This window comes from Streptomyces sp. NPDC093149, assembly GCF_044754145.1.
GTDB lineage: Bacteria > Actinomycetota > Actinomycetes > Streptomycetales > Streptomycetaceae > Streptomyces.
The window spans coordinates 99,599-125,260 of sequence record NZ_JBIVON010000001.1 but is presented as its reverse complement, the minus strand read 5'-3'; the positions used below and the strand labels follow the sequence as shown (position 1 = coordinate 125,260).

Here is a 25,662-nt window from a genome sequence, read left to right as displayed (position 1 = left end):
CCGGCCGAGTCCTCGCGTACGCGGCGGGCGCGGCGGGCGTGTCATGAGGCACTGCCCGCGAACTGCTCACGGATGTCACGCAGCGGGCGTGCGGACAGGCCCGAGGCGAGCGCCGCCGCGGCCAGTACGGCGCCGAGCACGCCCAGCGTCCAGGGCAGGTCGAACGTCGGCATGGCATGTACGCCGAGTGCGGCCGCCAGCGGAGCCAGGCAGATCAATGCGGTCAGCGCGGACAGCACCACGCCGACGACGGCGCCGCCCGACGACTCGTACAGGACGCAGCGCAGCAGTTGCCACCGGGTGAGCCCCAGGGCACGCAGGTGCGCCCGCTGAGCACGGCGGTCGCGCTGGGCCAGGGCGCAGGTGTTGGCGACGGCGAGCAGCGCGTAGCCGCTGACCACTGCCACGATCAGATGGGCAGCCAGGTCGTCCTGCGGGCTGCGCGGTGCGAGGTCGGCGAGATACGCGGAGCGCGAGGCGACTTCCTGGCCTGCCGCCTTCGGCCAGGAGGTGATGTCGCCGCGCAACAGGATCTGTTCGGCGTAGGCATCCGGGGTGTGGGCCGTCGCGAGGGAGCCGGGCAGCAGGAACTCGGGGAACGCGAGGTCCCGGCCGTAGACGGCGGCCAGCCGCAGCCGGTGCGAACTGCCGTCCGCAAGCCGCAACCCGACCGTCTGGCCGATCTTCCAGTGGTGCCCTTCGACCTGTGTGTCACCGGCGGCGAAGCTGCTTCCGGTGAGCGCGTCGAGGCGGCCCTGCTTCACGTCGAGGTCGAGGACCCCGGGCAGCGCCCGCGCGTCGGCGCCCCAGGCGCGGACCGGCTCGGGGCTGTCGTCGTAAAGGGTCTTCGGCGCGGTGACCGTGGTGTGGACGAGAGGAGTCGCGGTGCCGCCGGGGAAGGCGGTGGCGGCGGCCCCGGCCGGCAGCCGGTGCTCCGGCTCGGCACTGACCACGCCGTCGGCCCGCAGGCCGCGCTCGGTCTGGTCCCGCACCGCCTCGCCCATGGTCGCTCCGGCGCCGAGCATCGCCGCGGCGAGCCCGACGGCGAGGAGCACGGGCACGGCGACCGCGGTCGTACGCACGGGTGCCGCCCGCAGCCCGGCGGCCGCGATCCGTCCGACACGTCTGTCGAGCAGTCGCAGCAGCCCGCCGAGAGGCCGCACGAGCAGGGGCACGTACCACGGCGCGAGTACCGCGAGCACCGGGATGATCACGAGGGCGAGGCCCGGTGCCAGCGCCGCCTTGAGCATCCCCGGCAGCATGGGCACGACCATCAGGACCAGCAGCGGCAGGCACGTCATGACGAGCAGCGCGATACCGATGCCGAGCCGCACCGGGCTCCGTCGGCTCGGCGCCATCGCCAGAGCGTCGTCCTTGAGCAGGTCGATCGGGCGTACCCGGCCCGCCGCGAGGACAGCGGTCACCGCCGCCACCACCGCGACCACGGAGGTTCCCACGCAGACCGCGGCCGCCTCCAGTACGGTCACGGCGGGGGAAGGAAGCCCGGCAGCCGCGGGGTACAGGTCGTTGTCGGCCATCACCTGCCGGACGAACCGGGCCAGGGGCAGGATGCCGACGCCCGCGCCGACCACTGCGGACAGCAGCGACAGCGCGGCCACGTCCAGCATCGCCATGGCACGCAGTCGGCGGGCCGACACCCCGAGCGCCCGCAACACGGCGAACTGGCCGAGGCGTTGGCCCGTCCACAGCGAGACCGTGGACCCGGTCACCAGGACGGCGGACATCAGCAGCAGGGTGAGCAACAGGGACAGGAGGTTCTGCGCACTGTCGGCGGTGGCCGCCGCGGCCGAGTTCTCGGCATGGCCCGTGCCACTCACGCCGGTCATCAGCACCAGGCACGCGCCGACACCGGCGGCGGTGACCGCACAGGCCACCGCGGCTCCGGCGACGCGCCCCGGATGCACCCGTACCTCGGACGTGAACAGCCTTATGACCCCAGGCATTTGAAGAGGTTGTGCCGGTACGGCCGGCGGTGAGGACATTGCGATTTCCTACCCTTCGGTACGGGTATGTTCGGTTTCCGGGAAGGCCGCACGGGCCGCGGTGCCGGCCGGCCGCCCTCGAAGTCGAGGTACTCCCACGCGCCCATGGCCTGCCGCCGCCGGCCGGGAGGCGGTTCGGAGCCGCTGACGGAGAATCTGGATTCCTCGTCGCTATATCGCTCCAACACCTCGCACCGCACCGGATCCGCAATCGCACAGGACTCGTGTCTCACGCCCATAAGACACCCACCCCCCTTTCTCCATCTCCGGACTCCGCGCCTCGGTGACGCCACTTACGATTCCCCATCCCGAACCTCCGTACCAACACCATTTAGCGGTCTCTAAATTCACCAAGTCAGATATGGTTCCGGCGAGGTGAAGCGAGGGGCGAGCGCGATGGGCGCCACCATGAATCAATTACCGCGGCCCTGACAAGTACCCATCGGTGCACACCCTCCGTGGCATGATGCGGCCATGAAGACGCGCATAGTCGTCGCGGATGATCAGGCGAGTGTCCGCGAGGGATTCCGGCACATCCTGGAAGCCGAGGCGGACCTGGAGGTCGTGGCCGAGGCCGCCGACGGACCCGGCGCACTGGAGACCGTCCGGGAACTGCGACCGGACGTGCTGCTCGCCGACATCCGCATGCCCGGCATGGACGGCCTGGAACTGACCCGCCGGCTGGTCGGCGTCGCCCCCGAAGTGAAGGTCGTCGTGGTGACCACGTTCGACCTCGACGAATACGTGCACACCGCACTGCGCTACGGCGCGTGCGGCTTCCTCCTGAAACGCTCCGGGCCCGCGCTGCTCGCCGAGGCCGTACGCTCCGCGGTCGCCGGCGATGCGCTCATCAGCCCCGAGATCACGATGAGGCTGCTGCGCCGCTATACCGAACCGCGTCGTCGCCCGCACGAACCCGCGGAGCCTCTGACCGCTCGCGAGGAGGAGATCGCCACCCTGGTGGCCGAAGGGCTCACCAACGCCGACATCTGCGCGGAACTCTTCATCTCACTGGGCACCGTCAAGTCCCACCTGAGCAACCTGCAGCGCAAGCTGCGCGTGCGCAACCGGGTGCAGATCGCCTCCTGGGCCTGGGAAGCGGGCCTCAGGCCCGGGCCGTGAGCCGGGCACCGGAGGCGGTCCGACGACCGGCTCGCCGGGCGCTCTCGCCACGCAACAGATGCAGGCCCAGCATCGTCACCGTGTGCAGCACGCCGCGGCCGCTGCGACGGCTCGTGATGAGTCCGGCTGATCGAAGGACGGCCGCATGCTGGCTCACCGCTGCGGCTGTCACCCCGAGCGAGTCGGCCAGCTCGCTGGTGCTGGACTCGTCGAGCACGGCGCGCAGGAGCGCGGCCCTGGTCCGCCCGACGAGCGCCCCGAGCGACTGCTGTCTGTCGCGTGCGGTGATGGCGCCGTCGGACTCGCCGGTCGGCAGAACTTCCCGGCGCGGGTCGAACCGCACCGGGAAGGCCAGCGTCGGGACGCCGTTCCCGGCCCCCTCGGCGCTCACCAGCATCTCTCCCGCGCTCTGCAGGAAGAGCGAGGGAGCGAGTACCAGCCCCCGCCCGTCCAGGACGACCTCGCTCGGCTCGTCCGCAGGGATCTCAAGACTCCAGCCCTGCCAGCGAATTCGTGGATGCAAGCTGCTCAGCAGCGTCTTCACTCCGGCACTGCCCGCGATCTGCCGGCAAGCGTCCGTCTCGGCGTCGATGCGCGCCTGAATCCCGGGCCAGCCGGGCGCCATGGCCACACGGCAGAAAGCCCGTACCAATTCTCTTGTCCCAGCGTGCGACCGAAGAGGCATTGTGTTCTCACCCGATGCCATGTCGTGCTCGCCCGTCCAGATCCTCAGGACATCCCGGAACACTCCTGGCGTCCGAACGAGGTGATCAATACGGGCCTCCAGATCCCCTTGCAAGGAGAGCCGTTTACGTACGCCTTTCTGCCACGCTTGAAAGTGGTTCGCACTTCCCCGCAAGACTTCCAGCGCGAAAATCGCCTCGATTTCCGGACCAAGGCCCGAGCCGATACGAATACACGTCAGATCCTCGGCAGACATGCGAATGCGCATCATCCGGAAGATCCCCCGAATCTCCTGACCAGTGATTTCCCGCGTGGATGTATCACCGGATCAGGGACGGACCGTGCCCCTCAGCCGGCCCCTTCATAGTCGCTCGACGCCCGCTTCCTTGGCATCAGCCGTTCGGCCGGTCTTGTTCGTCACCGCTGCCGGGCCCCGATGCCACCAGGGGCAGCAGCACGCTCACCCGCCAGCCCCTAGAAGGGTGTGGATGCGCGGCGAGTTCACCCCCCATGTCCGCCGCGCGCCTTCGCAGATCAGCCAGGCCGGTCCCACCACCCAGCCGCTCAGGCTCCTCGCGCTCCCCCGAGCCCTCCTCCGAGCCGGCATTCGGCGCGTCGTCGATCACGGTGATGCTGAGCGTGTCCATGCCGCGGTACGCCGCACGGGACACCGCTACGCACACCTCGGACGCGCCGGGGGCATGCCGCCGTACGTTGGTGAGCGCCTCCACCACCACCCGGTATCCCAACTCGCTGACGCGCCATGGGAGGTCGGCCAAGGCGCCGTCGGCCAGATCAAGCCGCACCGCCGCACCGCCCGTGCGGGCGAACCGGTCGGTCAGCGCCTTCAGCCCGTCCAGATCCCGCGGACGCGGGCGGAGCGCATCGCCGCCCGCATCGGCCGTCTCCCCGGCATGCCGCCCGTGCCGGACCGTCGCCGCGTCGTCACCGGTGAACACCTGCACGGTGCGGTCCAGCGAGGACAGAGCCTGCCGGCCCGCCTCCTCGATGTGCGTGAGCAGTTCCCCGACTCGCTTCGGGTCCTGGTCCACAAGGACCCGAGCGGCCTGCGCGAGGACCACCACCCCCGTCACGTCATGGGCGGCGAAGTCGTGCAGGTCCCGGGCGAGTTCGAGTCGCTGGGTCCGTCGTTCAGCAGCCAGCGCCGCGCTGCCGCGCGCGTCCAGAACCCGCAGATAGCAGCCAATGCCGTTGGCCGCCGCGGCCAACAGCAGCCAGATCAGACAGAGCTTGACGGCTTGCTCGAAGGTGGCCGGTGGATCCACCCTCAGCACCATCCGCAGCGGTAGCTCCGTGATGGTCGCGTTCAGGAGCACCGCGAGTACCAGCGCAGTGCGTCCGCGGGGCCTGCGCACCGCCGGGACCACCAGCACCATCAAGCCGACACTCTCCACCAGCCACCAGGTCTCCGCTTCACCGGCAACCGGCCCCTGGAAGACGAAAGTGACCACCTGGGACACCGCGCAGGTGCCCAACACGATGGCCGGGACCCAGTGCGCCGTGCGCGGCGACCACAGCGCGGGAAACGTCGCCGCCGCGACGGCGACCAACGCGGCGACGACGAGGAGCGGTGCCGTCGATGCCATCGCCAGGCAGCCCGCCATGAGCGCGGTCGCCATCACCACGCCATATCCGCCCCAGTACACCGAGTTCATACTGAGCCCACCCATGCGCCAGATCGTACGCATTGAGTCGTGCATGACTTGAAGTCGCGGATGGCGCAGGCGAGTTCCGCGCGTACGTCCAGCTGATCGCCGAGATGCTCGCCGAGGTCAGCCACGACAAGCTGTCCGTCCCCGACGTGAAGGAGAGCCGACGACGTCTCAAGACCGGCCAAGACCTCGTCGGCAGCCTCACCGTGAGCGAATGGCTGGACCGATGGCTCGCGGGCAAACGCATCCGGAAGCCGGGCATCAGCCGACTCGACCGGCACTCGCCCACCGTCTCGGGACAGCTCGTCCAGGACGGCCGGGAGGTCGAGGCATCCGAACCGAAGACCGACAGCCACGTCGGGAAGAGCGCGGCCGAGGCCACCGCCGAGCCGGCCCACTCCGGCGGAAGACCGAGGCGGAGGACGCCGCCCGCAGGGCGGAGAGAGCCCGGAAGAAGGCCTGGCGCGCCAAGAAGGCCGAGGCGGCAGGCAAGAAGAAGGCGAAGCGGAAGAAGCCGGGGAAGCGGGGCCCCGCAGCCCCTCCGCTCACGCATCGCTCACGCAAGCCCTCCCACGACACCCCGACCACACGCCCCGCCACGCCTCGAACACAAGAAAACCCCAGGTCAGAGCGGGTCTGACCTGGGGTTCCAGTGAGCCCCTGCCGGATTCGAACCGACGGCCTACGCATTACAAGTTGTCGGATCCTGTTCCACGGACGTCCACCGACGTCCTCCGGGGTGGCGAATTCCCTGGTCGGGACGTTTCGCAGACCTACGCGGACGCGGGTGGACAACTGCGGATGCGGCGGCAACCGAGACTGAGACCATTTCGTCCCGAAGCAACTCGGGTGAGGGCTCCGCCTTGGCCTGGCGTGTCGCTCACCTGCACTGATGGTCCGCAGACGTTCGCGTTCGTCCGCCGCCGTTCGTCGGCGTCGTCACGCAGTCTGACAACGCACCCGGACGTCCGGGTCAGCCCATCGAACAGTCCCGCTCGTCCATGCGCCACGGCCACGTCAGGGAGTGTGGACCACGTCCAGGTTGGTCGTCTGCGCGCAGACCGCGAAGGCCTGGAGCGTGCCCGGGTTGTTGGTGTCAGTGTTCGTGGCGTAGGCCCACCACGTCTCTGAGCCGATCGGCCTGCTTGCCGCGAGGTTGTAGCGCTGGACGTACGAATTTCCGGCCTTCACCTCGGCTCCGCCGCCCGTGAGGATCTGCCCGGCCGGACACTTGGCGGTGGTCGCCTCTGCACCGGCGTAGCCGTTGCCAGGCGACACGGGAATCGTGACGATCGGGCCATAGACGATGTTCATCGTTCCCGGCCCGGCAGCTGTCGCAAAGCCGGCCGAGCTGACCAGCATCGCCGCAGCCGCTGCCACCACGAGGCCGCACTTCATCGCGCGCTTGACCACCGAGGTCTCCTTGATCTTCGTCGAGGGGGAGCCCCTGTGCTCAGCGGGACTCGCTTCCAGAGATTCCGCACCAAGTTCGATTTGCGTAGGTTTGTTGCGTCGTTTCACTCGTACGTGATCAAGCTGGTGCCCGGCACCGCTGAGACGGCAGAGCCTCGGTGTAAACCGCTGGCCCTTCCTACGGGGCTCTGTCCAGCAGTTGAGGCCAGTCAGCGCGGCGGCACGGACGCGCCGCCGGATGGAGCCTTCGGGCCCCTCCCCGCTCCCGCCATCGTCGACGCATCCACTGAACGAGAAAACCCCAGGTCAGAGCGAGTCTGACCTGGGGTTCCTCCGGAGCCCCCTGTCGGATTCGAACCGACGACCTACGCATTACAAGTGCGTTGCTCTGGCCAGCTGAGCTAAGGAGGCGTGCCGGAGCAGTGTAACCAACACCGCACCCCTCGCGGTCCCGAAATTTCGCGGTCCTGGAACTACTGACAGATTTCAAATGTCCAGGTAGCGTCGCTGAGGATTCACCCAAGTGGACCAGACCACTCCCTTACTCGGATCGTCCGGCACGTTCCTGCCGGTGAAGGAGAAGATTCAGCATGGCCAGTGTCACGTTCGACAAGGCGTCCCGCGTCTACCCCGGCTCCACGAAGCCGGCCGTGGACCAGCTGGAGATCGACATCGCTGACGGTGAGTTCCTCGTCCTCGTCGGTCCTTCCGGCTGTGGCAAGTCGACCTCCCTGCGCATGCTCGCGGGTCTCGAGGACGTCAACGGCGGCGCGATCCGCATCGGTGACCGTGACGTCACGCACCTGCCGCCGAAGGACCGGGACATCGCCATGGTGTTCCAGAACTACGCGCTCTACCCGCACATGACCGTCGCGGACAACATGGGCTTCGCGCTCAAGATCGCCGGTGTCAACAAGACCGACATCCGGGCGAAGGTCGAAGAGGCCGCCAAGATGCTCGACCTCACCGAGTACCTGGACCGCAAGCCGAAGGCGCTCTCCGGTGGTCAGCGTCAGCGTGTCGCGATGGGCCGGGCCATCGTGCGTGAGCCGCAGGTCTTCCTCATGGACGAGCCGCTGTCGAACCTCGACGCCAAGCTCCGTGTCTCCACCCGTACGCAGATCGCCTCGCTCCAGCGCCGTCTGGGCATCACGACCGTGTACGTCACGCACGACCAGGTCGAGGCCCTGACCATGGGTGACCGTGTCGCGGTCCTCAAGGACGGTCTGCTCCAGCAGGTCGACTCGCCGCGCAACATGTACGACAAGCCGGCGAACCTCTTCGTGGCCGGCTTCATCGGCTCCCCGGCCATGAACCTGGTCGAGGTCCCGATCACCGACGGCGGCGTGAAGTTCGGCAACAGCGTCGTCCCGGTCTCCCGCGAAGCGCTCACCGCCGCCTCGGAGAAGGGCGACACGACCGTCACGGTCGGCATCCGCCCCGAGCACTTCGACATCGTCGAGCACGGCGGCGCCGCCGCGAAGTCCCTCTCGAAGGACAGCGCCGACGCCCCGGCCGGTCTGGCCGTCTCGGTCAACGTCGTCGAGGAGCTCGGCGCCGACGGCTTCGTCTACGGCTCCGCGCAGGTCGGCGGCGAGGACAAGGACCTGGTCGTCCGCGTCGGCGGCCGCGCCGTCCCGGAGAAGGGCACCAAGCTGCACGTCGTGCCGCGCCCGGACGAGCTGCACGTCTTCTCGACCTCGACGGGTGCGCGTCTCACCGACTGACGCCCCGCCCCGCGCACCGGCATCACCCGCACCCCAGCGGCCCCGCACGTTCTTCGTGCGGGGCCGCTCGCGCGTCGTACGGGGCCGCTCGCGCGTCGTGCGGGCGCGAGGTCGGTGTGCGGGCAAGAGGTCGTCGTGCGGGCGACAGGTCGGCCGGGCGGAAGCTCGGCGTGCGGGCGGGAAGTCGGTGTGCGGGGCCGTTCGCGCGTCGCGGGGCGCGTCCGGGTTTGAAACCGTACGGTGCCGGATTCCCCGGCACACCGGGCATTTCACTGCGGCCCGTCAATACGCGATTCGAAAACCATCCTCGAAACGTCCCCCTCAAGAGTGACGTAATGTCGCCACATCATCACTGCCCGCTACGCTCGCTGCGTGACCCACACCGCTCGCCGTATCGGCCGATCCCTCGCTTTCGTACTGCCCGTCGTGATGGTCCTCTCCGGGACCCTCGCCGTCACCAGCGTGCCGTGGGCAGCGCACAACACCGAGTCCCAGGTCCTGGCCGCCTCCGCCCAGGACGTCTCGAAGCCTGCCCGGACGCGCACCCCGCAGGACCTCCTCCGTGACCGGCTGCTCCTGGAGCTCCGGGAGAAGGACCCGGGTGTCGCCCTGACGGACCTGCAGCGTTCCGTCGAGGCCCGGCCCTCGCTCGCCCGGCACTGCATGTCGATCGCCAGGGCTCTGGGCCGCGCGGCCGTCGAGCAGTACGGCCCGACGCGGGCCCACAGGTTCTCGCGTCCCGTCTGCGACACGTCCTTCGCCTCGGGCGTCGCACAGTTCAGCTGACCGGCCGGTCCGGGCACCGCATATCGTGCCTGGCATGCATACGTATCCGACGCAGGCCGTGGTCCTGGCAGGTGGCCAGGGGTCGCGGCTGCGCCCGTACACCGATGACCGCCCCAAGCCGATGGTCGAGATCCCGGGCACCGGGACCCCGATCATCGGCCATCAGCTTTCCTGGCTGGCCGCCGAGGGCGTGACCGACGCCGTGGTGTCGTGCGGTCATCTGGCCGAGGTGCTCCAGGAGTGGCTGGACTCGGCCGTGCTGCCGCTGCGCGTGACGACGGTCGTGGAGTCCGAGCCCCTGGGACGCGGCGGCGGGCTGAAGTACGCCGCAGCCCGGCTCCCCGAACCGGAGCAGCCCTGGTACGCCACCAACGGCGACATCTGGACGCGTTTCTCCCTGCGCGAGATGGCCGCGTTCCACGCCGAACGCGACGCGACCGCCACCCTGGCCCTGGCCCGTCCCCGTATCCCGTGGGGCGCCGTGGAGACGGACGCGTTCGGGCACATCACCGACTTCATTGAGTCGCCGCCTTCCCCGTATCTGATCAACGCCGGCGTGTACGTCTTCTCCCCCGCGTTCACCGACCTGCTGCCGGACCTCGGCGACCACGAGCGGACGACGTTCCCGCGGCTGGCCCGTGAGCGGAGGCTGGCCGGGTATCCGCTGCCGCACGGCGCGTACTGGCGGGCCATCGACACCGCGAAGGACCTGACCGAGGCCGCCAAGGAGCTCGACGGGCCGTAGCGGCACGCGACGAGGCACGACACAGGGGCGGTCACCGGTTCGTTCCGGTGACCGCCCCTGTGTCCTGTGCCGACCCGGCGGCTCAGCCGAGCAGACCGCCGATGGGATTCTGCCCGCCACCGGACGTACCGCCGGTGGAGCCGCCACCGCCGTCCGATCCGCCGGTCGCCGAGCTGCCGCCGGCGCCGGTGGAGCCGGAGGAACTCGGGCCGGAACTACCGGACGGAGGCGGCTGCGGGGCCGTGTGCTGCGGGGGCTGCTGCACGGTGCCCCGGGTCTGGCTGGGCTGCCCGGCACCGGCCGCCTGGCCGGACTCGCGCACGGAGTCCGCGGCGGGCGTGGACGCCTTGGCCGAAGGAGTGGTGGAGGCACTGCTGCGGGACGGCGAGGGACGCTTCCCGTCGGGCGTGTGGGAGGCCCTGCGGCCCTGGGACTCCTCCGGGAGCGGGGAGCCGGGGAGCTGGTTGGTCGGGTTGCCGTTCGGGCCGGGCACGGTGACGACCCCGGAGGAACGGACCGCGCCGCCGAGCATGGAGCCCACGAGCAGAGTGAGGCCGACGACCACGGTGGCGACGACGGCACCCCGGCGCAGCACCCGGCGGCGGAGGTCCCAGATCGCCGAGCGCGGGCCGAGCCTGCGCCACGCCTCGCCGGCGAGCCGTCCGTCGACGGAGTAGACGGGGGCGCCCGCGATGATCAGCGGGCTCCAGGCGGCGAGGAAGATGATGTCGGGCGCGTCGTAGACGGCGACGGTGCGCCAGCTGACGGTGACCAGCAGGGCGGCGGAGAGGAGTGCGCCGACGGAGGCGGCGACGCGCTGCCAGAGGCCGAGGACGGTGAGGACGCCGACGACGACCTGGAGGAAGGCGACGGTGAGTCCGGCACCGACGGGGTGCGAGAGCGCGAAGTCGCGCAGCGGCTCGGCGAGCGCCCAGGGGTGCAGCGAGGTGAGCCACTTGACCATGGAGCCGCGCTCGCCGCCGTCGAAGTAGACGGGGTCGCAGAGCTTGCCCATGCCGGCGTAGATGGAGATGAAGCCGAGGAAGACGCGCATGGGCAGCAGCACGACGCCGAGGTTCATACGGCGCCCGGGGTAGTACGCGTGCCGCACGGAGTCGTTGCCGTGCCGCCGGCCCCGGGCCTCGGTGATGTCGTCGTACTCGTCGTCGTACTCGTCGTCGTACGCCGCGCGGTCGTACGGTCCGGTGTCGACGGGGTCGTAGGCGCCGACCGCCTGCCGCATGGGCGGCAGCAGCGGGCCGTTGCCGGGGCGGTCGGGCCGGCGGGGCGCGGTGATGACGGGGTTGGGCTGAGTCTCTTCCAGGCGCTCGATGACCTGGGTGCCGCCCATCCCGCCGTCGTAGTCGTGGCCGGTGCGGGGGGCGTAGGGATCGTAGGGGTCGTACGCGGAGGTCGGCCGGCCCGCGGTGGAGTTCCGTACGGCCTGGAGGAGCCCGGTGGCGCCGGGATCGCCCGGGGCGGACCTGCCGCTCCACACGACGGGCGAGCGCCTGCCGCGCACCGCTCCGGCGCCGCTCATGGCGGGGATCCTGGGCGCGCCCGCGGGGGCCAGACCGCGCAGCCGCGGGCGCTGGCCGGGGGCGAGCTGTACCCGGAAGCTGGCGTGGTTGACGATGACCTGCGCGGGGTCGCAGTCCACCTTGGTCATGCTCAGGGCGGGTAGTTCGTCGAACCGAGGCGTTCTGGTGTCCACACTCATCTAACCGAGTGATGTGTGTTTAGGACACTGCCTTGACGGGCCCGATGTGTCCGAGACCCGTCAACGGGGGGCGCCCCGGTCGGCCGCCCCCCGTCCGGGTGCGTCTCGGAGCCTGTCGGGTGGCCTCCGACAGGCTCTCAGGCCCGGCGCCGCGCGACCTCGTACAGGACGATCCCGGCCGCGACACCGGCGTTCAGCGACTCCGCGCCGCCCGGCATCGAGATGCGGACCCGGTAGTCGCAGGTCTCGCCGACGAGGCGGCCCAGGCCCTTGCCCTCGCTGCCGATGACGATGACGACGGGGCCGTCGAGGGCCTCCAGGTCCTCGACGGTGTGCTCGCCGTCCGCGGCGAGGCCGACGACCGTGAGGCCTGCCTTCTGGTAGCCCTCCAGGGCCCGGGTCAGGTTCGTCACCCGGGAGACCGGCGTGCGGGCCGCCGTGCCCGCCGAGGACTTCCACGCGCCCGCCGTCATTCCGGCCGCGCGCCGCTCGGGCACGACCACGCCGTGCCCGCCGAACGCGGAGACGGAGCGGACGATCGCACCCAGGTTGCGCGGGTCGGTGACGCCGTCGAGGGCGACGATCAGCGGATCCTCGCCGTTGTCGTACGCGGCGGCGGTGAGGTCCTCCGGGTGCGCGTACTCGTACGGCGGGACCTGGAGGACGAGACCCTGGTGGTTCAGGCCGTTCGTCATCCGGTCCAGTTCGACGCGCGGGGCCTCCATCAGGTTGATGTTGCCGCGCGCACCGGCGAGCTGGAGCGCGTCGCGGACCCGCTCGTCGTTGTCGATGTACTGCTGGACGTACAGGGTCGTCGCCGGGACGCCGTCGCGCAGGGCCTCGTAGACCGGGTTGCGGCCGACGACCATCTCGGACGTGCCCTTGACGCCGCCGCGCCGGGGCGCGGGGCGGCGGGCCGCGGCCTGCTTGGCCTGGGCATTGGCGATGCGGTTCTTCTTGTGTCCCTTGCGGGCGGAGGCGGGAGGCGTCGGGCCCTTGCCTTCGAGGCCACGGCGTCGCTGCCCACCGCTGCCGACCTGCGCGCCCTTCTTGTTGGACGTGCGGCGGTTCCTGCGCTGGCTGTTCCCGGCCATGACCTACCTGTTTCGTTTCTTCTCAGACATGCGTACGTAAGTGAAGTGTGCCGCCCGGGAGGCCGGGCGGCACGTGGGGTGGACTACTGGCGCGGGCCGAGTGTCCACCGTGGTCCGGCCGGGCTGTCCTCGATGACGAGACCGGACTGGTTGAGCTGGTCGCGGATGGCGTCGGCGGCGGGCCAGTCCTTGCGCTCGCGGGCCGACTGGCGCTGGTCCAGGACCAGGCGCACGAGCGTGTCGACGACGCCGTGCAGATCGTCGCCGCGGTCGCTCTCGCCGGCCCAGTGCTCGTCGAGCGGGTCGAGGCCGAGGACACCCAGCATCGCGCGGACCTCCGCGAGCCGGGCGACGGCGGCCTCCTTGTCGTCGGCGGCGAGCGCGGAGTTGCCCTGGCGGACCGTGGTGTGGACGATCGCGAGCGCCTGCGGGACGCCCAGGTCGTCGTCCATCGCCTCGGCGAAGGCGGGCGGCACCTCGGTGGCGGGCTCGACCGTCTCGCCCGCCTTCTCGGTGACGCGCTGCACGAAGCCCTCGATCCGGGCGAACGCGGACTCGGCCTCGCGCAGGGCCTCCTCGCTGTACTCGATCATCGACCGGTAGTGCGGGGTGCCGAGGTAGTAACGCAGCACGATCGGGCGCCACGCCTTGACCATCTCGCTGACCAGCACCGAGTTGCCCAGCGACTTCGACATCTTCTCGCCGGACATGGTGACCCAGCCGTTGTGCACCCAGTACTTGGCGAACTCGTCGCCGTACGCCTTGGCCTGGGCGATCTCGTTCTCGTGGTGCGGGAAGATCAGGTCGATGCCGCCGCCGTGGATGTCGAAGGCGGTGCCGAGGTACTTGTGGGCCATGGCGGAGCACTCCAGGTGCCAGCCGGGACGGCCGCGGCCCCACGGGGTCTCCCAGCTGGGCTCGCCCGGCCTGGCCGACTTCCACATCGCGAAGTCGCGCTGGTCGCGCTTGCCGGTCTCGCCCTCGCCGGACGGCTGGCGCAGATCGTCCAGGTCCTGGTTGGAGAGCTCCAGGTAGCCGGGGAAGGAGCGCACGTCGAAGTAGACGTTGCCGTCGGCGGCGTAGGCGTGACCGCGCTCGATCAGGCCACGCATCATCTCGACCATCTCGGTGATGTGGCCGGTCGCTCGCGGTTCGTACGTGACCGGGAGGCAGCCGAGCGCGTCGTAGCCGGCGTTGAACGCCCGCTCGTTCTCGTACCCGATCGCCCACCAGGGGCGGCCCTGTTCGGCCGACTTCGCGATGATCTTGTCGTCGATGTCGGTGACGTTCCGGATGAACGTGACGTCGTAGCCGCGGTACTCGAACCAGCGGCGCATGATGTCGAAGTTCAGCCCGGACCGGATGTGCCCGATGTGCGGGGCGGCCTGGACGGTCGCGCCACAGAGGTAGATCGAGACACAGCCCGCGGTGAGCGGTACGAAGTCACGGATCTGCCGGGCGCTGGTGTCGTACAGGCGAATAGTCACGCCTCAAGGGTAGTGGGCGTGCACCAGTGCCCCGCGACCCCTCGGGCATCGCGGGGAAAAGAATCTTGCGACAGGGTGTCCCTCCGGTGGGTGTCCCTCCGGTGTGCGGGTCGCACACCGGAGGGCCTCGGATCCGGCCGGCGATCTGTCGCGTGGCGGTCCGGACCACCACGCCGACCTGCAACAAGGCCCCGAGCCCGGGAATTCCCGCAGGTCAGGGCCGCGCGATGGATCAGCCTGTGCGGTAGACCAGTGCCGTCGCGATTCCGGCGAGACCCTCGGCCCGCCCGGTGAAGCCGAGCCCGTCGGACGTGGCGGCGGAGAGCGAGACGGGCGCCCCCACGGCCGCCGACAGCACCCGCTGCGCCTCGTCGCGCCGCTTGCCGATCTTCGGCCGTACGCCGACGACCTGGACGGCGACATTGCCGATCTCGAAGCCCTCGGCGCGCACGATCCGCGCCGCCTCGGTCAGCAGGGTGACCCCGGCGGCGCCGGACCACTCCGGCCGCCCGGTGCCGAAGTGCTGCCCGAGGTCGCCGAGCCCGGCGGCCGAGAAGAGCGCGTTGCACGCGGCGTGCGCGACGACATCGGCGTCGGAGTGCCCGGCGAGGCCCGGCCCCTCGCCCTCCCACAGCAGCCCCGCGCACCACAGTTCGCGGCCCTCTTCGAAGGCGTGGATGTCGGTACCGATCCCGACCAGCGGGATCACCGGCCCGGTCCGCCCCTCGGAGGCCGTCGTTTCCTCAGAAGCCATCGTTCGCCCTCCTGCGCGCCAGTACCGCCTCGGCCAGCACCAGGTCCAGCGGCCGGGTCACCTTGAACGCCTCCTCGTGCCCGGGGACGACCACGACGGGCGCCCCGAGCCGCTCCACCATCCCCGCGTCGTCCGTGGCGCCCTCGCCGCCGACGGTGACGGTCTTGTGCGCGCGCACGAGCGTGTCGCGGTCGAAGCCCTGCGGAGTCTGCACGGCGCGCAGCCGGGCCCGCTCGGGCGTGCCGAGCACCGGCTCCGGCTCCCCCGGCGCTCCGGGCTCGACCTCCTTGACGGTGTCGGCGAGCGGCAGCGCGGGGACGACGGCGGGCGCGCCGTCCCGTACCGCCTCGATCACCGCGTCCACCGTGTCGACCGGCACCAGCGGGCGGGCCGCGTCATGGACGAGGACGACGGAGACGTCCTCGGGCAGGGCGTCGAGGCCCAGGCGCACCGATTCCTGGCGGGTGTCTCCGCCCGGCACGACCAGGTAGTCGGTGCGCTCGGGCAGGGCGTGCTCGTCGAGCAGGTTCTTGACCTCGGGGGCGCCGTCCGGCGGCGCGACGACGACGACCAGGGAGACGGAACGGGAGGCCGCCATGGCCCGTACCGCGTGGATGAGCATGGGCGTCCCGCCCAGCGCGCGGAGCGCCTTGGGGGCTCCCGGGCCGAGCCGTACGCCGCGGCCGGCCGCGGGAATCACGGCGGCGGTGCGGTACGGACGCGATAGATCAGACATCGGTTGCACTCCGAAGCTTCGGCATGTTTGTTTCCACAGCCGACATGGGTATGGCCACAATCGAGCCGGGCGCCACGCCATGACTCGACCGGGCCCTTTCCGTGACATCCGGTCGATTCGGACAAGCCGCACCGGCCGCTCGGGATCGGCTACACAAGATCGCGAGCAACGTATCGGGGGGATTGGCGATGAAGCCAACGCGTCGGTGAGTCGGGGACGCAATCCAGACAGGCCGTGGCTGAATCCAGACATGCCGCAGCGCCCGACGACATACCGTGAATACGGTCGTCAGCGGGCACCGCGGCACATTTTTTCGAGACCGGCGTGAGCCGGTTCAGGACGCGAGTACCTCGTCGAGCAGAGCCTCGGCCTTGTCTTCGTTCGTGTTCTCCGCGAGAGCGAGCTCGCTCACCAGAATCTGGCGAGCCTTGGCGAGCATCCGCTTCTCACCTGCGGAGAGTCCACGCTCGCGCTCACGACGCCACAGGTCGCGAACCACCTCGGCGACCTTGATGACATCGCCGGAGGCGAGCTTCTCCAGATTTGCCTTGTAGCGCCGGGACCAGTTCGTCGGCTCTTCGGCATACGGTGCACGCAGCACCTCGAAGACCCGGTCCAGCCCCTCCTGCCCGACCACGTCGCGTACGCCCACGAACTCCGCATTGTCCGCCGGCACCCGAACCGTCAAGTCGCCCTGGGCGACCTTGAGCACCAAGTAGGTCTTGTCCACGCCTTTGATCTGGCGAGTTTCGATAGCCTCGATCAGCGCGGCCCCGTGATGGGGATAGACCACGGTGTCGCCAACCTTGAACGTCATGTGACAGGTACCCCTTCCGTGGCTATCAAGGGTAACACGAGAACAGCTTCTCCTGAATGGCGTTTTCGCAGGTCAGGGCATATCTCGGGGCTTGACAACAGCAACACGTACGTGCTGCGGAAGGTTCACGGGAGACGGTATTCGCAGGTCGGAGCGGCTGTACGGGCGAGGCGAAACACGCATGTCACACACCCCGGAACCCCCCTCCGAAGTGGCCTAACGTCCCGGTTTGCCGGATTCCGGATGATGAACTTTACGTAGTCCGTTCGAGCACCGATCACCCGTACGGACGTAAGTGCGGTTGATCAATGGATATTGATCAGCACCTCGGTACGATCGGTTATGCGCATGGAATACGCCACGCTCCATGAATTGATCACCGGCGATATGTGAACGGCGGATGTCGACGGGTTTCGGCATGCACCGCTACCGGGTGCGGAACCGGCCGAGGGCACTCGCCCCGGTAACCGCCGGAGCCCGAAGGGGCGTGTAGGGGCGGGTCGGGTGCGGGGCGGAAGGGGCGGCTCGGTAGCCTAAGGCCGCTGACACATCCTTAGGGCGGCTTTACGTCGCTCGCCCCACCCGTCCGCAGTCCGAACGTTCAAGGAGTTGCCGCCGCCGTGAGCCGCAGCCTTCGACACGGCGCCTTCGCCGCCACCGCCATCGTGTTCTCGATCGCCTCGCTCGCCGCGTGCGGTGCAGGCAATGACGCAGCGACGCTCAAGGTCAGGCCGGACAGTGCTGCCACCACCTCCGGTGACATCAGCATCCAGAACGCGAACGTCATCACCCAGCCCGAGCGCGGCGCCGAGGGCCCGGCCGTCGTCTCCGCGACGCTGTTCAACAGCGGCACCAAGCAGCAGACCCTGGACGCCGTCACCCTGCCGGGTACGAGCGTCGCGGTGCAGCTGCACGCCGCCAAGGGTTCCGGACCCATCGTGGTCCCGGCCGGCGGCAGGGTGGTGCTCGGCGGCAAGGGCAACGCGTCCGCCGTGATCGAGAACAGCCGCGAGGCCGCGCAGGCGGGCAACGTGCAGCCCGTCGCCTTCAAGTTCAGCTCGACCGGTGAGATCTCGCTCGGCGCGTTCGTCGTCCCGGCGACCAGCTACTTCACGGGCTTCGGTCCCAGCTCGCTGCCGGCGCTGCCGTCGAAGTCGCCCGCGACGCCGACCGGCTCCACGTCCGCGCACCCGGGCGCGCCGGGCGCATCCGACTCCGCGGACGACACGGTCACCCCGACCGACTCCGCGTCCGCCTCGGCGGGCTGACCGCGCCCCGGCGCGCACACGCCTGAACGGCGGAGGGCGCCCTCCCTTTCGGGGGGCGCCCTCCGCCGTCGTGCACCGGCCGGTCTACGGCTCGAACTTGTAGCCCAGACCGCGCACCGTCACCAGGAAGCGCGGCGCTCCGGGGTCGGGCTCGATCTTGGCGCGCAGGCGCTTGACATGGACGTCGAGGGTCTTGGTGTCGCCCACGTAGTCCGCGCCCCAGACCCGGTCGATCAGCTGCATCCGGGTCAGGACCCGGCCCGCGTTGCGCAGCAGCATCTCCAGCAGGTCGAACTCCTTGAGCGGGAGGTCGACCTTGCCGCCGGCGACCGTGACGACGTGACGGTCCACGTCCATCCGGACCGGGCCCGCCTCCAGGGCGGCCGGTGTGACCTCCTCGGGCTCACCGCGGCGGCGCAGCACCGCGCGGATGCGGGCGACGAGCTCCCGCGAGGAGAACGGCTTGGTGACGTAGTCGTCGGCTCCTATTTCCAGGCCGACCACCTTGTCGATCTCGCTGTCCTTGGCCGTGACCATGATCACGGGGACATTGGACCGGCTGCGCAGCTGACGGCAGACCTCCGTGCCGGGCAGGCCCGGCAGCATCAGGTCGAGCAGCACGAGGTCGGCGCCGTTGCGCTCGAACTCGTCAAGCCCGTCCGGGCCCGTGGCCGCGACGGCGACCTCGAAACCCTCCTTGCGGAGCATGTAGGACAGGGCGTCGCTGAAGGATTCCTCATCCTCGACGACGAGCACTCGGGTCACGGAAGGACCTCCGGGGCAGGGAATGGTTCAAGGGTGTCGGGGTGAGCGGGTCCGTAGGGACCCTCGTCGCCGTTGACGATGAGCGGTCCGCCCGAGCGGCGGTCCCGTTCCCGTACGGAGCCCGCTTCGGGCAGCCGCAGGGTGAAGGTGGAGCCCTGGCCCTCCGAGCTCCAGACCGTGACCTCCCCGCCGTGCGAGGCGGCCACGTGCTTGACGATGGCGAGGCCGAGGCCGGTGCCACCGGTGGCCCGTGAGCGGGCCGGGTCGACGCGGTAGAAGCGTTCGAAGACCCGCTCGCGGTCCTTCTCCGAGATGCCGATGCCCTGGTCGGTCACCGCTATCTCGATCTGGTCCCCGCCGGGTACGGCAAGCCGCCTGGCGGCGATGCCCACTCGGGTCCGGGCGGGGCTGTAGTTGACGGCGTTCTCGACGAGGTTGCCGAGTGCCGCGGCGAGCTGGCCGCGGTTGCCCCAGATGCGGAGCTCCGCGGTGCCGCCCGCTGCCATGGTGATCTGCTTCGAGCCGGCCTGCTGGCGGCAGCGGTCGATGGCCTCGGCCACCAGCTCGTCGACCCGGACCGGCTCGGCGTCCTCCAGCGGGTCGTCGTTCTGCACCCGTGAGAGGTCGATGATCTCCTGTACGAGGTTGGTCAGCCGGGTCGCCTCTATCTGCATCCGCCCCGCGAACCGTTCCACCGCCTCCGGGTCGTCGGAGGCGTCCATCACGGCCTCGGAGAGCAGCGAGAGCGCGCCGACCGGGGTCTTGAGCTCATGGCTGACGTTGGCGACGAAGTCGCGTCGTACCGCTTCTATGCGGCGGGCCTCGGTGAGGTCCTCCACCAGCAGCAGCACCAGCCGGGAGCCCAGCGGGGCGACCCGGGCGGAGACCGCGAGGGCCTCGCCCCGGCCCGTACCGCGCCGGGGCAGGTCCAGTTCGACCTGCCGTATCTCACCGTCGCGGCGGGTGTCCCTGGCCATGTTCAGCATCGCCTCGACGGCGAGCCGACCGCCCCTGACCAGTCCCAGCGCATAGGCGGCGGAGCTGGCCTTGACCACGCTGTCGCTCTCGTCGAGGACGACCGCGGAGGAACTGAGAACGGACAGGACCGTGTCCACCCCGGGGGGCAGGGGCGCGTTGCTGTCGGGCCGCAGGGAGGTTCGCGTCGGCTTCTTCTGGTCGCGCTCGCTCCAGCGGAACGCCAGCATGGCGATCACGCCGGTACAAGCACCGCCGATCGCCGCAGCTGCGGCGACTGCCGCGTTCACGTCCATACCGTCAAGGTTATGCGGGTCCCTGAGGACTCTCCCAGCCATCCGAGTGCGTATCCGAACACTCGTCGCCCAGAGTTCACCGAGGGGCAAGGGTTGGTTCATTTGGTCGGCCGGAAGGCGACGCGTACACCGCCCAGGGTGGCAGCGTGGGGCTCACAGCCTGCCCCGGCATTGCACACAGGACTGGAGAGGGACTTCCATGCGTGACGCCTACCACGAGGAACTCGACTCGATCGGCGAGGGACTGGTCGAGATGGCCCGGCTCGTCGGGTCGGCGATCGGCCGGGCGACGACGTCCATGCTCGATGCCGATCTCAAGCTCGCGGAGAGCGTGATCGCCGCGGACCAGAAGGTCGACGACCTCCAGCACGACCTGGAGGCGCGGGCCATCGCCCTGCTCGCACGTCAGCAGCCCGTGGCGACGGATCTGCGGATCGTGGTCACCTCGCTGCGGATGAGCGCCGACCTGGAGCGCTCGGGCGACCTCGCCCAGCACGTCGCCAAGCTGGCCCGGCTGCGGTTCCCGGAATCGGCGGTGCCGCACGACCTGCACGCCACCATCCTGGAGATGGGCCAGCTGGCACAGCGCCTGATGGCCAAGGCCGCCGAGGTGATCATCACCAAGGACGTCGACCTGGCGCTCCAGCTGGAGCAGGACGACGACGAGATGGACCTGCTGCACCGCACGCTGTTCCAGCATCTGATGGACGACCGCTGGAAGCACGGCATCGAGACGGCCGTCGACGTGACGCTGCTCGGCCGCTACTACGAGCGCTTCGCCGACCACGCGGTATCGGTCGCCAAGCGTGTGGTCTACCTGGTGACCGGCGAGCACGCCGACGAGATCCAGCAGCCGGCGCCGGTGGAGGGCGCGTAGCCGGAAGGCCGGATGCCACGGGCCCGGGGGTCCCGGGCCCGTGGGGGCGTGCGCGGTCGCACGGGGGGTCGTACATGTGTCTCTGCGCGCGTGCGCTGTTGATGCGCCCGCCCGAGTGGGCATGCAATGGGGTGGGGCGGCACGACTTGTCCGTACGCCCCGGTCGTACGCGCGTCGCAGTGGCGTACGGCCCTGTCGTATGTCCTGAGGAGGAACCATGGCCGATTCCCCCACGACCGATCCCCAGCAGGAGGCGCCCGCCGACGTGGTGCACCTGACCGTTCTCGGCGCCTGCGGCTGCGGCTCCGGCTGCGGGTGCGGGTGCCAGTCCGGGGCCCCGTGCCAGTGCGGTGGCTGCTGCGGCTGACCGGTCGGCCGGTACGGAGCCGGAAGGGCGCCCCGCGCGGGATCTGCTGTGACGTTCCGCGCGGGGCGTCCTCGTGCGGGCGCGGTGCAGGGGCGCGGCGTATCGCAGGAAGTGCTCGCCGACTGCGGCGGAGCCGGCGAGGACGAGCGTGTCGACGCCCGCCGGCCTCTCAGCCCATCGGCTCGACGGAAGGCTCGGCCCCGATGCTTCCGGTGCCGGCGTCGCGGCCGGTTCCGGAGCTCGCTTCGCGGCCGGCTCCCGAACCGGCCGAAGAGCTGCCGCTCTCCGCCACCCGGCTGCCGCCCCCGTCCTCCCCCGGCAGATTCCGCATCAGCAGCCAGTATCCGAGCGCGGCCCCGGTCCCGAGGACTGCGCACGCCCCCCAGAGCCACTGCGCCCCGAACCGGTCGATCACCGCACCCGACATCAACGGGGCGACCAGCGCGGCGGCCGACCAGGACATCGTGTACATCCCCTGGTAGCGGCCCCGGCCGCGGGCGGGCGAGAGCCGGACCACCAGGCTGCTCTGGATGGGCGAGTTGACGATCTCGGCGACCGTCCAGACGCAGATGGTCAGCGCGTACACGGCGACCGACCCGGCGAAGGCGGTGAGCCCGAATCCGTACCCCGCCAGCAGCGACGACACGATGAGCAGCCGACGCGGATCGCGGTGCTGGATGAAGCGGGTGACGGGGATCTGGAGCGCCACGATCAGCACACCGTTGACGGCGACCGCGGTACCGAAGTCGGAGCTGGAGAACCCGTCCGCCCCCATGGCAACCGGCAGCCCCACATACCCCTGCTGGAAGATCAGGGCGATGACGAAGGAGAGCCCCACGACGCTCATGAACCGCCCGTCGCGCAGCACGGTGGAGAGCCGGACCTCGTCCGAGCCGCCCACCGCGCGCTCGGGCACCGCTGCCTTCTCGGGCCTCGACTCGGGCACCTTCAGGAAGACGACGAGGGCGCAGCCGAGGGTCATCGCGGCCTCGCCGAGGAACCCGGCGAGATAGCTGTACTCGGCGACGAACCCGGCCCCGGCGGAGGAGACGGCGAAGCCGAGGTTGATCGCCCAGTAGTTGAGCGAGAAGGCCCGTACCCGGTCCTCGGGCCGGACGATGTCGGCCATCATCGCCTGCACGGCGGGCCGCGAGGCGTTGCTGGCCATACCGACGACGAAGGCGACGGCCGCGATGGCCACCGGATGGACCATGAACCCGAGGACGGCCACCGACGCGGCTGTGGAGCTCTGCGCGATGAGCATGGTGGGCCGACGCCCCAGCCGGTCGGTCATCACCCCCGCCCCGAGCGAGGAGACGACCCCGCCGAGCCCGTGCAGCGCGGCGACCAGACCGGCGTACGAGGCGGAGTAGCCCCGGTCCAGGGTCAGGTAGAGCGCCATGAACGTGGCGACGAACCCACCGAGGCGGTTGACCAGCGTGCTCGTCCACAGCCACCAGAACTCCCTGGGGAGACCGGACACGGACTCGCGTGCGGCCCGTCTGAGACCGGCGACAGACATACGGGATCCCCCCAGGGAAGTGCGGAACGAACATCATCGGTAACAGGCCCGATGGTCATGCGAACATTACGAATCCCGGATTCCGGTCCGCCAGTCAATTGACGCCGCTCGTCAATCGTCCCGGCTCCGGGCCCGTCACACACCCCTCACCCGCCCCTCCCGTGCGCCGCCTGTCCGCCCTGTGACCGGGCCGCGCAGCGCCCGTACGGCTTCGATTACGCTCGGACCCATGGCCGACGCACCGTACAAGCTGATCCTCCTCCGCCACGGCGAGAGCGAATGGAACGCGAAGAACCTGTTCACCGGTTGGGTGGACGTCAACCTCACCGAGAAGGGCGAGAAGGAGGCAGTCCGCGGCGGTGAGCTGCTCAAGGACGCCGGTCTGCTCCCCGATGTCCTGCACACCTCCCTCCAGAAGCGCGCCATCCGCACCGCGCAGCTCGCGCTGGAAGCCGCGGACCGCCACTGGATTCCCGTCCACCGCTCCTGGCGGCTGAACGAGCGCCACTACGGCGCCCTGCAGGGCAAGGACAAGGCACAGACGCTCGCCGAGTTCGGCGAGGAGCAGTTCATGCTGTGGCGCCGCTCGTACGACACCCCGCCGCCCGCCCTGGAGGACGGCACCGAGTTCTCGCAGAGCGACGACCCGCGCTACGCGACGATCCCGCCGGAGCTGCGCCCGCGCACCGAGTGCCTCAAGGACGTCGTCGTCCGGATGCTGCCGTACTGGTACGACGGCATCGTCCCGGACCTCCTGGCCGGCCGCACGGTCCTGGTCGCCGCCCACGGCAACAGCCTCCGCGCCCTGGTCAAGCACCTCGACGGCATCTCCGACGCCGACATCGCGGGCCTGAACATCCCGACCGGCATCCCGCTCTCCTACGAGCTGGACGCCGACTTCCGCCCGATCAAGCCGGGCGGCACCTACCTCGACCCGGACGCGGCGAAGGCCGCGATCGAGGCCGTGAAGAACCAGGGCAAGAAGTAGTCGCCGAAGTTTGACAGGCCCCCTGCCTGCGGATTCCTCCGCGGGCAGGGGGCCTGTCGCTGTGCTGGGACCGCGCCTGGACCATCAGGGTTGTCGCGGTGCTCCGCACGTGGCAGCCGTCAGGTAAGCACCTCGGCAGCCGCCGCGACAGGCGGTCGGACCCCGGTCAACTCCTCCGCACGGGCCAGGAGATGTGGGGCGAGCTCGGTGTAGAAGCCTCGCGTCACGGCTTGCAGCATCTCGGCGAGTGCCGCCAGCTCACCGATGCGACCGGCGGGGGTATCGAGTACATCTGCGAACTGCGTGCGGATGCGTATGGCCACGAGCGGTACCCGGAGGCTGTACGCGTGGAGAAGATCTGTGGGCTTGTGCCCTCGTACGCCACGCCTACGTGGACATGTCCGAGCAGCACTACCGCCAAGCGGCACAGCTGCTTGGCGCAGCCAAGAGACTCGCAGGCAGGGGTGACAATGACCTCTCGACCCGTCATTGGGTCGCGTCGGTCCAGGCCGAGGCGTACGCCGGTCTTGGCGACCTGGCCGCGTGCGAAAGGGCGATGGACCAGGCCGAGGCCGTCCGGGACCTCACCGCGGACAGCGTCAACGGCGGATGGCTCCGGTTCGACGGCGCGCGTCTGACAGAGGAGCGTGGAGCGCGCTACCTGCAGCTTGGCCGCCTCGACGCGGCGGAGGAAGCTCTGGAGGGTGCTCTGGAACAGACGGCTCTCGCCTCCGGACAGTCGTACCGGCGACGTGGTGCAGTGCTGACCGGTCTGGCAGCCATCGGCGCAAAGCGGAGGGATCCCGAGCAGGTCGTTGCGTACGGCCTGGAAGCCATCGGCCTGGCCCGAGCCTCATCGTCCGGATATATCGCCCGTAGACTCCAAGCCCTGTGCGACGAGTTCGGTCCCTTGAGCCGCGACCACCGCGTGGCGGAGCTGGGGGCGGAGATCGCCACACTGAGCACGCCGTGACGAGAGGGGTTGGCATGTCGCAGACCGAAGGTGCACGACTGTTCAGGGAGTCCTGGATCGCAGGAGTGCGCCGGCACTTCCCCGGGGAGCCCAAGGCCGGCTACGTCACCCCGTGGGACGACACCCCGCAGTGGGAGCGTGCGGCCGCAGGAGCCGTCCACGACCAGGTCCGCCAGTTCATCGAGATCAGTGGCGGGCACGCGTCCAGGCTGTCCCGCGAGCAGAAGAGCCGGTTTGTCGCGACCTGCTGGACAGCTCAGATGTTCAAGCACTTCGACGACCCGAAGCCCGGCTACGTGGCCGACTGGTCCGACCTTCCGTCCTGGCAGCAGGAGACCGACGCCGACATCTTCGAGGCCATCGAGAAGGCATAGACCCCAACTCGGATGACCGAGACCTTCCAGCCCTGCAATCTCTGATGAGACTGCAGGGCTTCCTTGTATCAGCACCACCATCCCCATACGTGGCGAGCCCTGCCCTCCGCATGGCCGTACGCCGCGGCTCCGGCAAGGGCCCGGCTCTGGCCGTGAAATATCGACGAGCCGTCACCGCTGTCGCAGAGTCAGCCTGTCCGGATGGACGGAACCTCGATCACCACCGGACTCACGTGCAGCGCAGCGCAGTTGGTGCCATGTCGAGATGAATGGGAAAGCGTCCCGCGTCCGTACTGGCCGGCGCCGTGAGCAGGAGGCGGTATGTGGCCAGAGGCGTGCCGGGCGGTTATCGCATCTGGGACAACAGGGGAGGCCGTTGGTGGGGCGACCACTATGAGCTCTGCCCCGATGACCTCCTTACCGAACTGAACGGCGGCGCGGACCGGGGCAGGATCGCCACCCTCCTCAAGCGGTACAGGTCACTGAAGCGTTAGCC

At 70.0% G+C, this 25,662-nt stretch carries 24 protein-coding genes, 1 tRNA gene and 1 pseudogene; 11 read left to right on the top strand and 15 right to left on the bottom strand.

The features are described 5' to 3' along the window. Positions 1 to 41 precede the first annotated feature (41 nt). Positions 42 to 1,964, bottom strand: coding sequence for an FtsX-like permease family protein (locus ACIQCZ_RS00645; protein ID WP_402278368.1), 1,923 nt, complete (start codon positions 1,962 to 1,964; stop codon positions 42 to 44). Between the two features lie 513 nt (positions 1,965 to 2,477). Here ACIQCZ_RS00645 and ACIQCZ_RS00640 point away from each other — a divergent pair. Then, positions 2,478 to 3,125 (top strand): response regulator, encoded by a 648-nt coding sequence (locus tag ACIQCZ_RS00640; protein ID WP_402278366.1) that lies wholly within the window; start codon positions 2,478 to 2,480, stop codon positions 3,123 to 3,125. Here the strand turns inward: ACIQCZ_RS00640 and ACIQCZ_RS00635 are convergent. The 4 genes from ACIQCZ_RS00635 to ACIQCZ_RS00620 all read right to left on the bottom strand — a co-directional run bounded on the left by ACIQCZ_RS00635 (position 3,109) and on the right by ACIQCZ_RS00620 (position 7,306). Further along, the gene (locus ACIQCZ_RS00635; RefSeq protein ID WP_402278364.1) at positions 3,109 to 3,750 is read right to left on the bottom strand and encodes an ArsR/SmtB family transcription factor; all 642 of its coding nucleotides are present in this window, start codon (positions 3,748 to 3,750) and stop codon (positions 3,109 to 3,111) included. The two genes, ACIQCZ_RS00640 and ACIQCZ_RS00635, sit on opposite strands and share 17 nt — an antisense overlap. A gap of 451 nt (positions 3,751 to 4,201) precedes the next feature. After that, positions 4,202 to 5,500, bottom strand: coding sequence for a sensor histidine kinase (locus ACIQCZ_RS00630; RefSeq protein WP_402278362.1), 1,299 nt, complete (start codon positions 5,498 to 5,500; stop codon positions 4,202 to 4,204). Between the two features lie 999 nt (positions 5,501 to 6,499). Then, positions 6,500 to 6,895 carry a hypothetical protein gene (locus ACIQCZ_RS00625; RefSeq protein WP_402278360.1) on the bottom strand — a complete coding sequence of 132 codons (396 nt, stop codon included), beginning with the start codon at positions 6,893 to 6,895 and terminating at the stop codon, positions 6,500 to 6,502. 337 nt (positions 6,896 to 7,232) lie between these two features. Next, positions 7,233 to 7,306 (bottom strand) — tRNA-Thr (locus tag ACIQCZ_RS00620). Between the two features lie 179 nt (positions 7,307 to 7,485). On the opposite strand from ACIQCZ_RS00620, the gene ACIQCZ_RS00615 reads away from it, so the two are divergent. The 3 genes from ACIQCZ_RS00615 (at position 7,486) to ACIQCZ_RS00605 (ending at position 10,153) form a co-directional block, all read left to right on the top strand. Further along, complete coding sequence (locus ACIQCZ_RS00615; protein ID WP_376219090.1) at positions 7,486 to 8,622, top strand: ABC transporter ATP-binding protein; 1,137 nt, start codon at positions 7,486 to 7,488, stop codon at positions 8,620 to 8,622. A 372-nt stretch (positions 8,623 to 8,994) separates the two neighbouring features. Beyond that, entirely contained in the window at positions 8,995 to 9,408 is a 414-nt protein-coding gene (locus ACIQCZ_RS00610) for a hypothetical protein (RefSeq protein WP_402278358.1), read from the top strand. A gap of 34 nt (positions 9,409 to 9,442) precedes the next feature. Then, positions 9,443 to 10,153: an NDP-sugar synthase gene (locus ACIQCZ_RS00605; RefSeq protein WP_402278356.1), complete on the top strand. Its 711-nt coding sequence runs from the start codon at positions 9,443 to 9,445 to the stop codon at positions 10,151 to 10,153. An 82-nt stretch (positions 10,154 to 10,235) separates the two neighbouring features. Here ACIQCZ_RS00605 and ACIQCZ_RS00600 read toward each other — a convergent pair whose 3' ends face one another. The 6 genes from ACIQCZ_RS00600 to ACIQCZ_RS00575 all read right to left on the bottom strand — a co-directional run bounded on the left by ACIQCZ_RS00600 (position 10,236) and on the right by ACIQCZ_RS00575 (position 16,761). Further along, the gene (locus tag ACIQCZ_RS00600) at positions 10,236 to 11,873 is read right to left on the bottom strand and encodes a DoxX family membrane protein (RefSeq protein WP_402278354.1); all 1,638 of its coding nucleotides are present in this window, start codon (positions 11,871 to 11,873) and stop codon (positions 10,236 to 10,238) included. A 137-nt stretch (positions 11,874 to 12,010) separates the two neighbouring features. After that, positions 12,011 to 12,967: a 23S rRNA (guanosine(2251)-2'-O)-methyltransferase RlmB gene (gene rlmB / locus ACIQCZ_RS00595; protein WP_376222805.1), complete on the bottom strand. Its 957-nt coding sequence runs from the start codon at positions 12,965 to 12,967 to the stop codon at positions 12,011 to 12,013. A gap of 83 nt (positions 12,968 to 13,050) precedes the next feature. Continuing rightward, positions 13,051 to 14,454, bottom strand: coding sequence for a cysteine--tRNA ligase (gene cysS, locus ACIQCZ_RS00590; protein ID WP_376222807.1), 1,404 nt, complete (start codon positions 14,452 to 14,454; stop codon positions 13,051 to 13,053). A 232-nt stretch (positions 14,455 to 14,686) separates the two neighbouring features. Beyond that, the gene (ispF, locus tag ACIQCZ_RS00585) at positions 14,687 to 15,208 is read right to left on the bottom strand and encodes a 2-C-methyl-D-erythritol 2,4-cyclodiphosphate synthase (RefSeq protein WP_402278351.1); all 522 of its coding nucleotides are present in this window, start codon (positions 15,206 to 15,208) and stop codon (positions 14,687 to 14,689) included. Further along, positions 15,198 to 15,944 carry a 2-C-methyl-D-erythritol 4-phosphate cytidylyltransferase gene (ispD, locus tag ACIQCZ_RS00580; protein ID WP_376291945.1) on the bottom strand — a complete coding sequence of 249 codons (747 nt, stop codon included), beginning with the start codon at positions 15,942 to 15,944 and terminating at the stop codon, positions 15,198 to 15,200. The genes ispF and ispD overlap by 11 nt, the downstream gene beginning before the upstream one ends. 334 nt (positions 15,945 to 16,278) lie before the next feature. After that, complete coding sequence (locus ACIQCZ_RS00575) at positions 16,279 to 16,761, bottom strand: CarD family transcriptional regulator (protein ID WP_006380568.1); 483 nt, start codon at positions 16,759 to 16,761, stop codon at positions 16,279 to 16,281. A 620-nt stretch (positions 16,762 to 17,381) separates the two neighbouring features. On the opposite strand from ACIQCZ_RS00575, the gene ACIQCZ_RS00570 reads away from it, so the two are divergent. Next, the gene (locus tag ACIQCZ_RS00570; protein WP_402278349.1) at positions 17,382 to 18,029 is read left to right on the top strand and encodes a DUF461 domain-containing protein; all 648 of its coding nucleotides are present in this window, start codon (positions 17,382 to 17,384) and stop codon (positions 18,027 to 18,029) included. An 84-nt stretch (positions 18,030 to 18,113) separates the two neighbouring features. Here the strand turns inward: ACIQCZ_RS00570 and ACIQCZ_RS00565 are convergent, their stop codons facing one another. Together ACIQCZ_RS00565 and ACIQCZ_RS00560 are read right to left on the bottom strand one after the other, a co-directional pair. Next, complete coding sequence (locus ACIQCZ_RS00565; RefSeq protein ID WP_073789279.1) at positions 18,114 to 18,794, bottom strand: response regulator transcription factor; 681 nt, start codon at positions 18,792 to 18,794, stop codon at positions 18,114 to 18,116. Further along, positions 18,791 to 20,065: an ATP-binding protein gene (locus tag ACIQCZ_RS00560; RefSeq protein ID WP_351075304.1), complete on the bottom strand. Its 1,275-nt coding sequence runs from the start codon at positions 20,063 to 20,065 to the stop codon at positions 18,791 to 18,793. The genes ACIQCZ_RS00565 and ACIQCZ_RS00560 overlap by 4 nt, the downstream gene beginning before the upstream one ends. Before the next feature lie 199 nt (positions 20,066 to 20,264). Here ACIQCZ_RS00560 and phoU point away from each other — a divergent pair, with 199 nt between their 5' ends. After that, positions 20,265 to 20,942: a phosphate signaling complex protein PhoU gene (phoU, locus tag ACIQCZ_RS00555; RefSeq protein WP_376221670.1), complete on the top strand. Its 678-nt coding sequence runs from the start codon at positions 20,265 to 20,267 to the stop codon at positions 20,940 to 20,942. A 217-nt stretch (positions 20,943 to 21,159) separates the two neighbouring features. Beyond that, entirely contained in the window at positions 21,160 to 21,309 is a 150-nt protein-coding gene (locus ACIQCZ_RS00550) for a hypothetical protein (RefSeq protein WP_351075307.1), read from the top strand. Positions 21,310 to 21,478: 169 nt separating this feature from the next. On the opposite strand, the gene ACIQCZ_RS00545 is transcribed toward ACIQCZ_RS00550, so the two are convergent. Next, positions 21,479 to 22,831, bottom strand: a complete 1,353-nt coding sequence (locus ACIQCZ_RS00545; RefSeq protein WP_402278346.1) for an MDR family MFS transporter — start codon at positions 22,829 to 22,831, stop codon at positions 21,479 to 21,481. Between the two features lie 229 nt (positions 22,832 to 23,060). On the opposite strand from ACIQCZ_RS00545, the gene ACIQCZ_RS00540 reads away from it, so the two are divergent. Then, on the top strand, positions 23,061 to 23,819 hold the full coding sequence (locus ACIQCZ_RS00540) for a phosphoglyceromutase (RefSeq protein WP_351075311.1): 759 nt from the start codon (positions 23,061 to 23,063) through the stop codon (positions 23,817 to 23,819). A gap of 119 nt (positions 23,820 to 23,938) precedes the next feature. On the opposite strand, the gene ACIQCZ_RS00535 is transcribed toward ACIQCZ_RS00540, so the two are convergent. Beyond that, positions 23,939 to 24,142: a hypothetical protein gene (locus ACIQCZ_RS00535; protein ID WP_402280261.1), complete on the bottom strand. Its 204-nt coding sequence runs from the start codon at positions 24,140 to 24,142 to the stop codon at positions 23,939 to 23,941. 32 nt (positions 24,143 to 24,174) lie between these two features. Here ACIQCZ_RS00535 and ACIQCZ_RS00530 point away from each other — a divergent pair. The 3 genes and pseudogenes from ACIQCZ_RS00530 to ACIQCZ_RS00520 form a co-directional block, all read left to right on the top strand. Then, a pseudogene (locus tag ACIQCZ_RS00530) lies at positions 24,175 to 24,792 on the top strand (transcriptional regulator); the annotation flags it as partial. Between the two features lie 14 nt (positions 24,793 to 24,806). Further along, on the top strand, positions 24,807 to 25,166 hold the full coding sequence (locus tag ACIQCZ_RS00525) for a hypothetical protein (protein ID WP_376271920.1): 360 nt from the start codon (positions 24,807 to 24,809) through the stop codon (positions 25,164 to 25,166). Between the two features lie 305 nt (positions 25,167 to 25,471). Continuing rightward, positions 25,472 to 25,660 (top strand): hypothetical protein, encoded by a 189-nt coding sequence (locus ACIQCZ_RS00520; RefSeq protein WP_402280148.1) that lies wholly within the window; start codon positions 25,472 to 25,474, stop codon positions 25,658 to 25,660. The last annotated feature ends 2 nt before the right edge of the window (positions 25,661 to 25,662 follow it).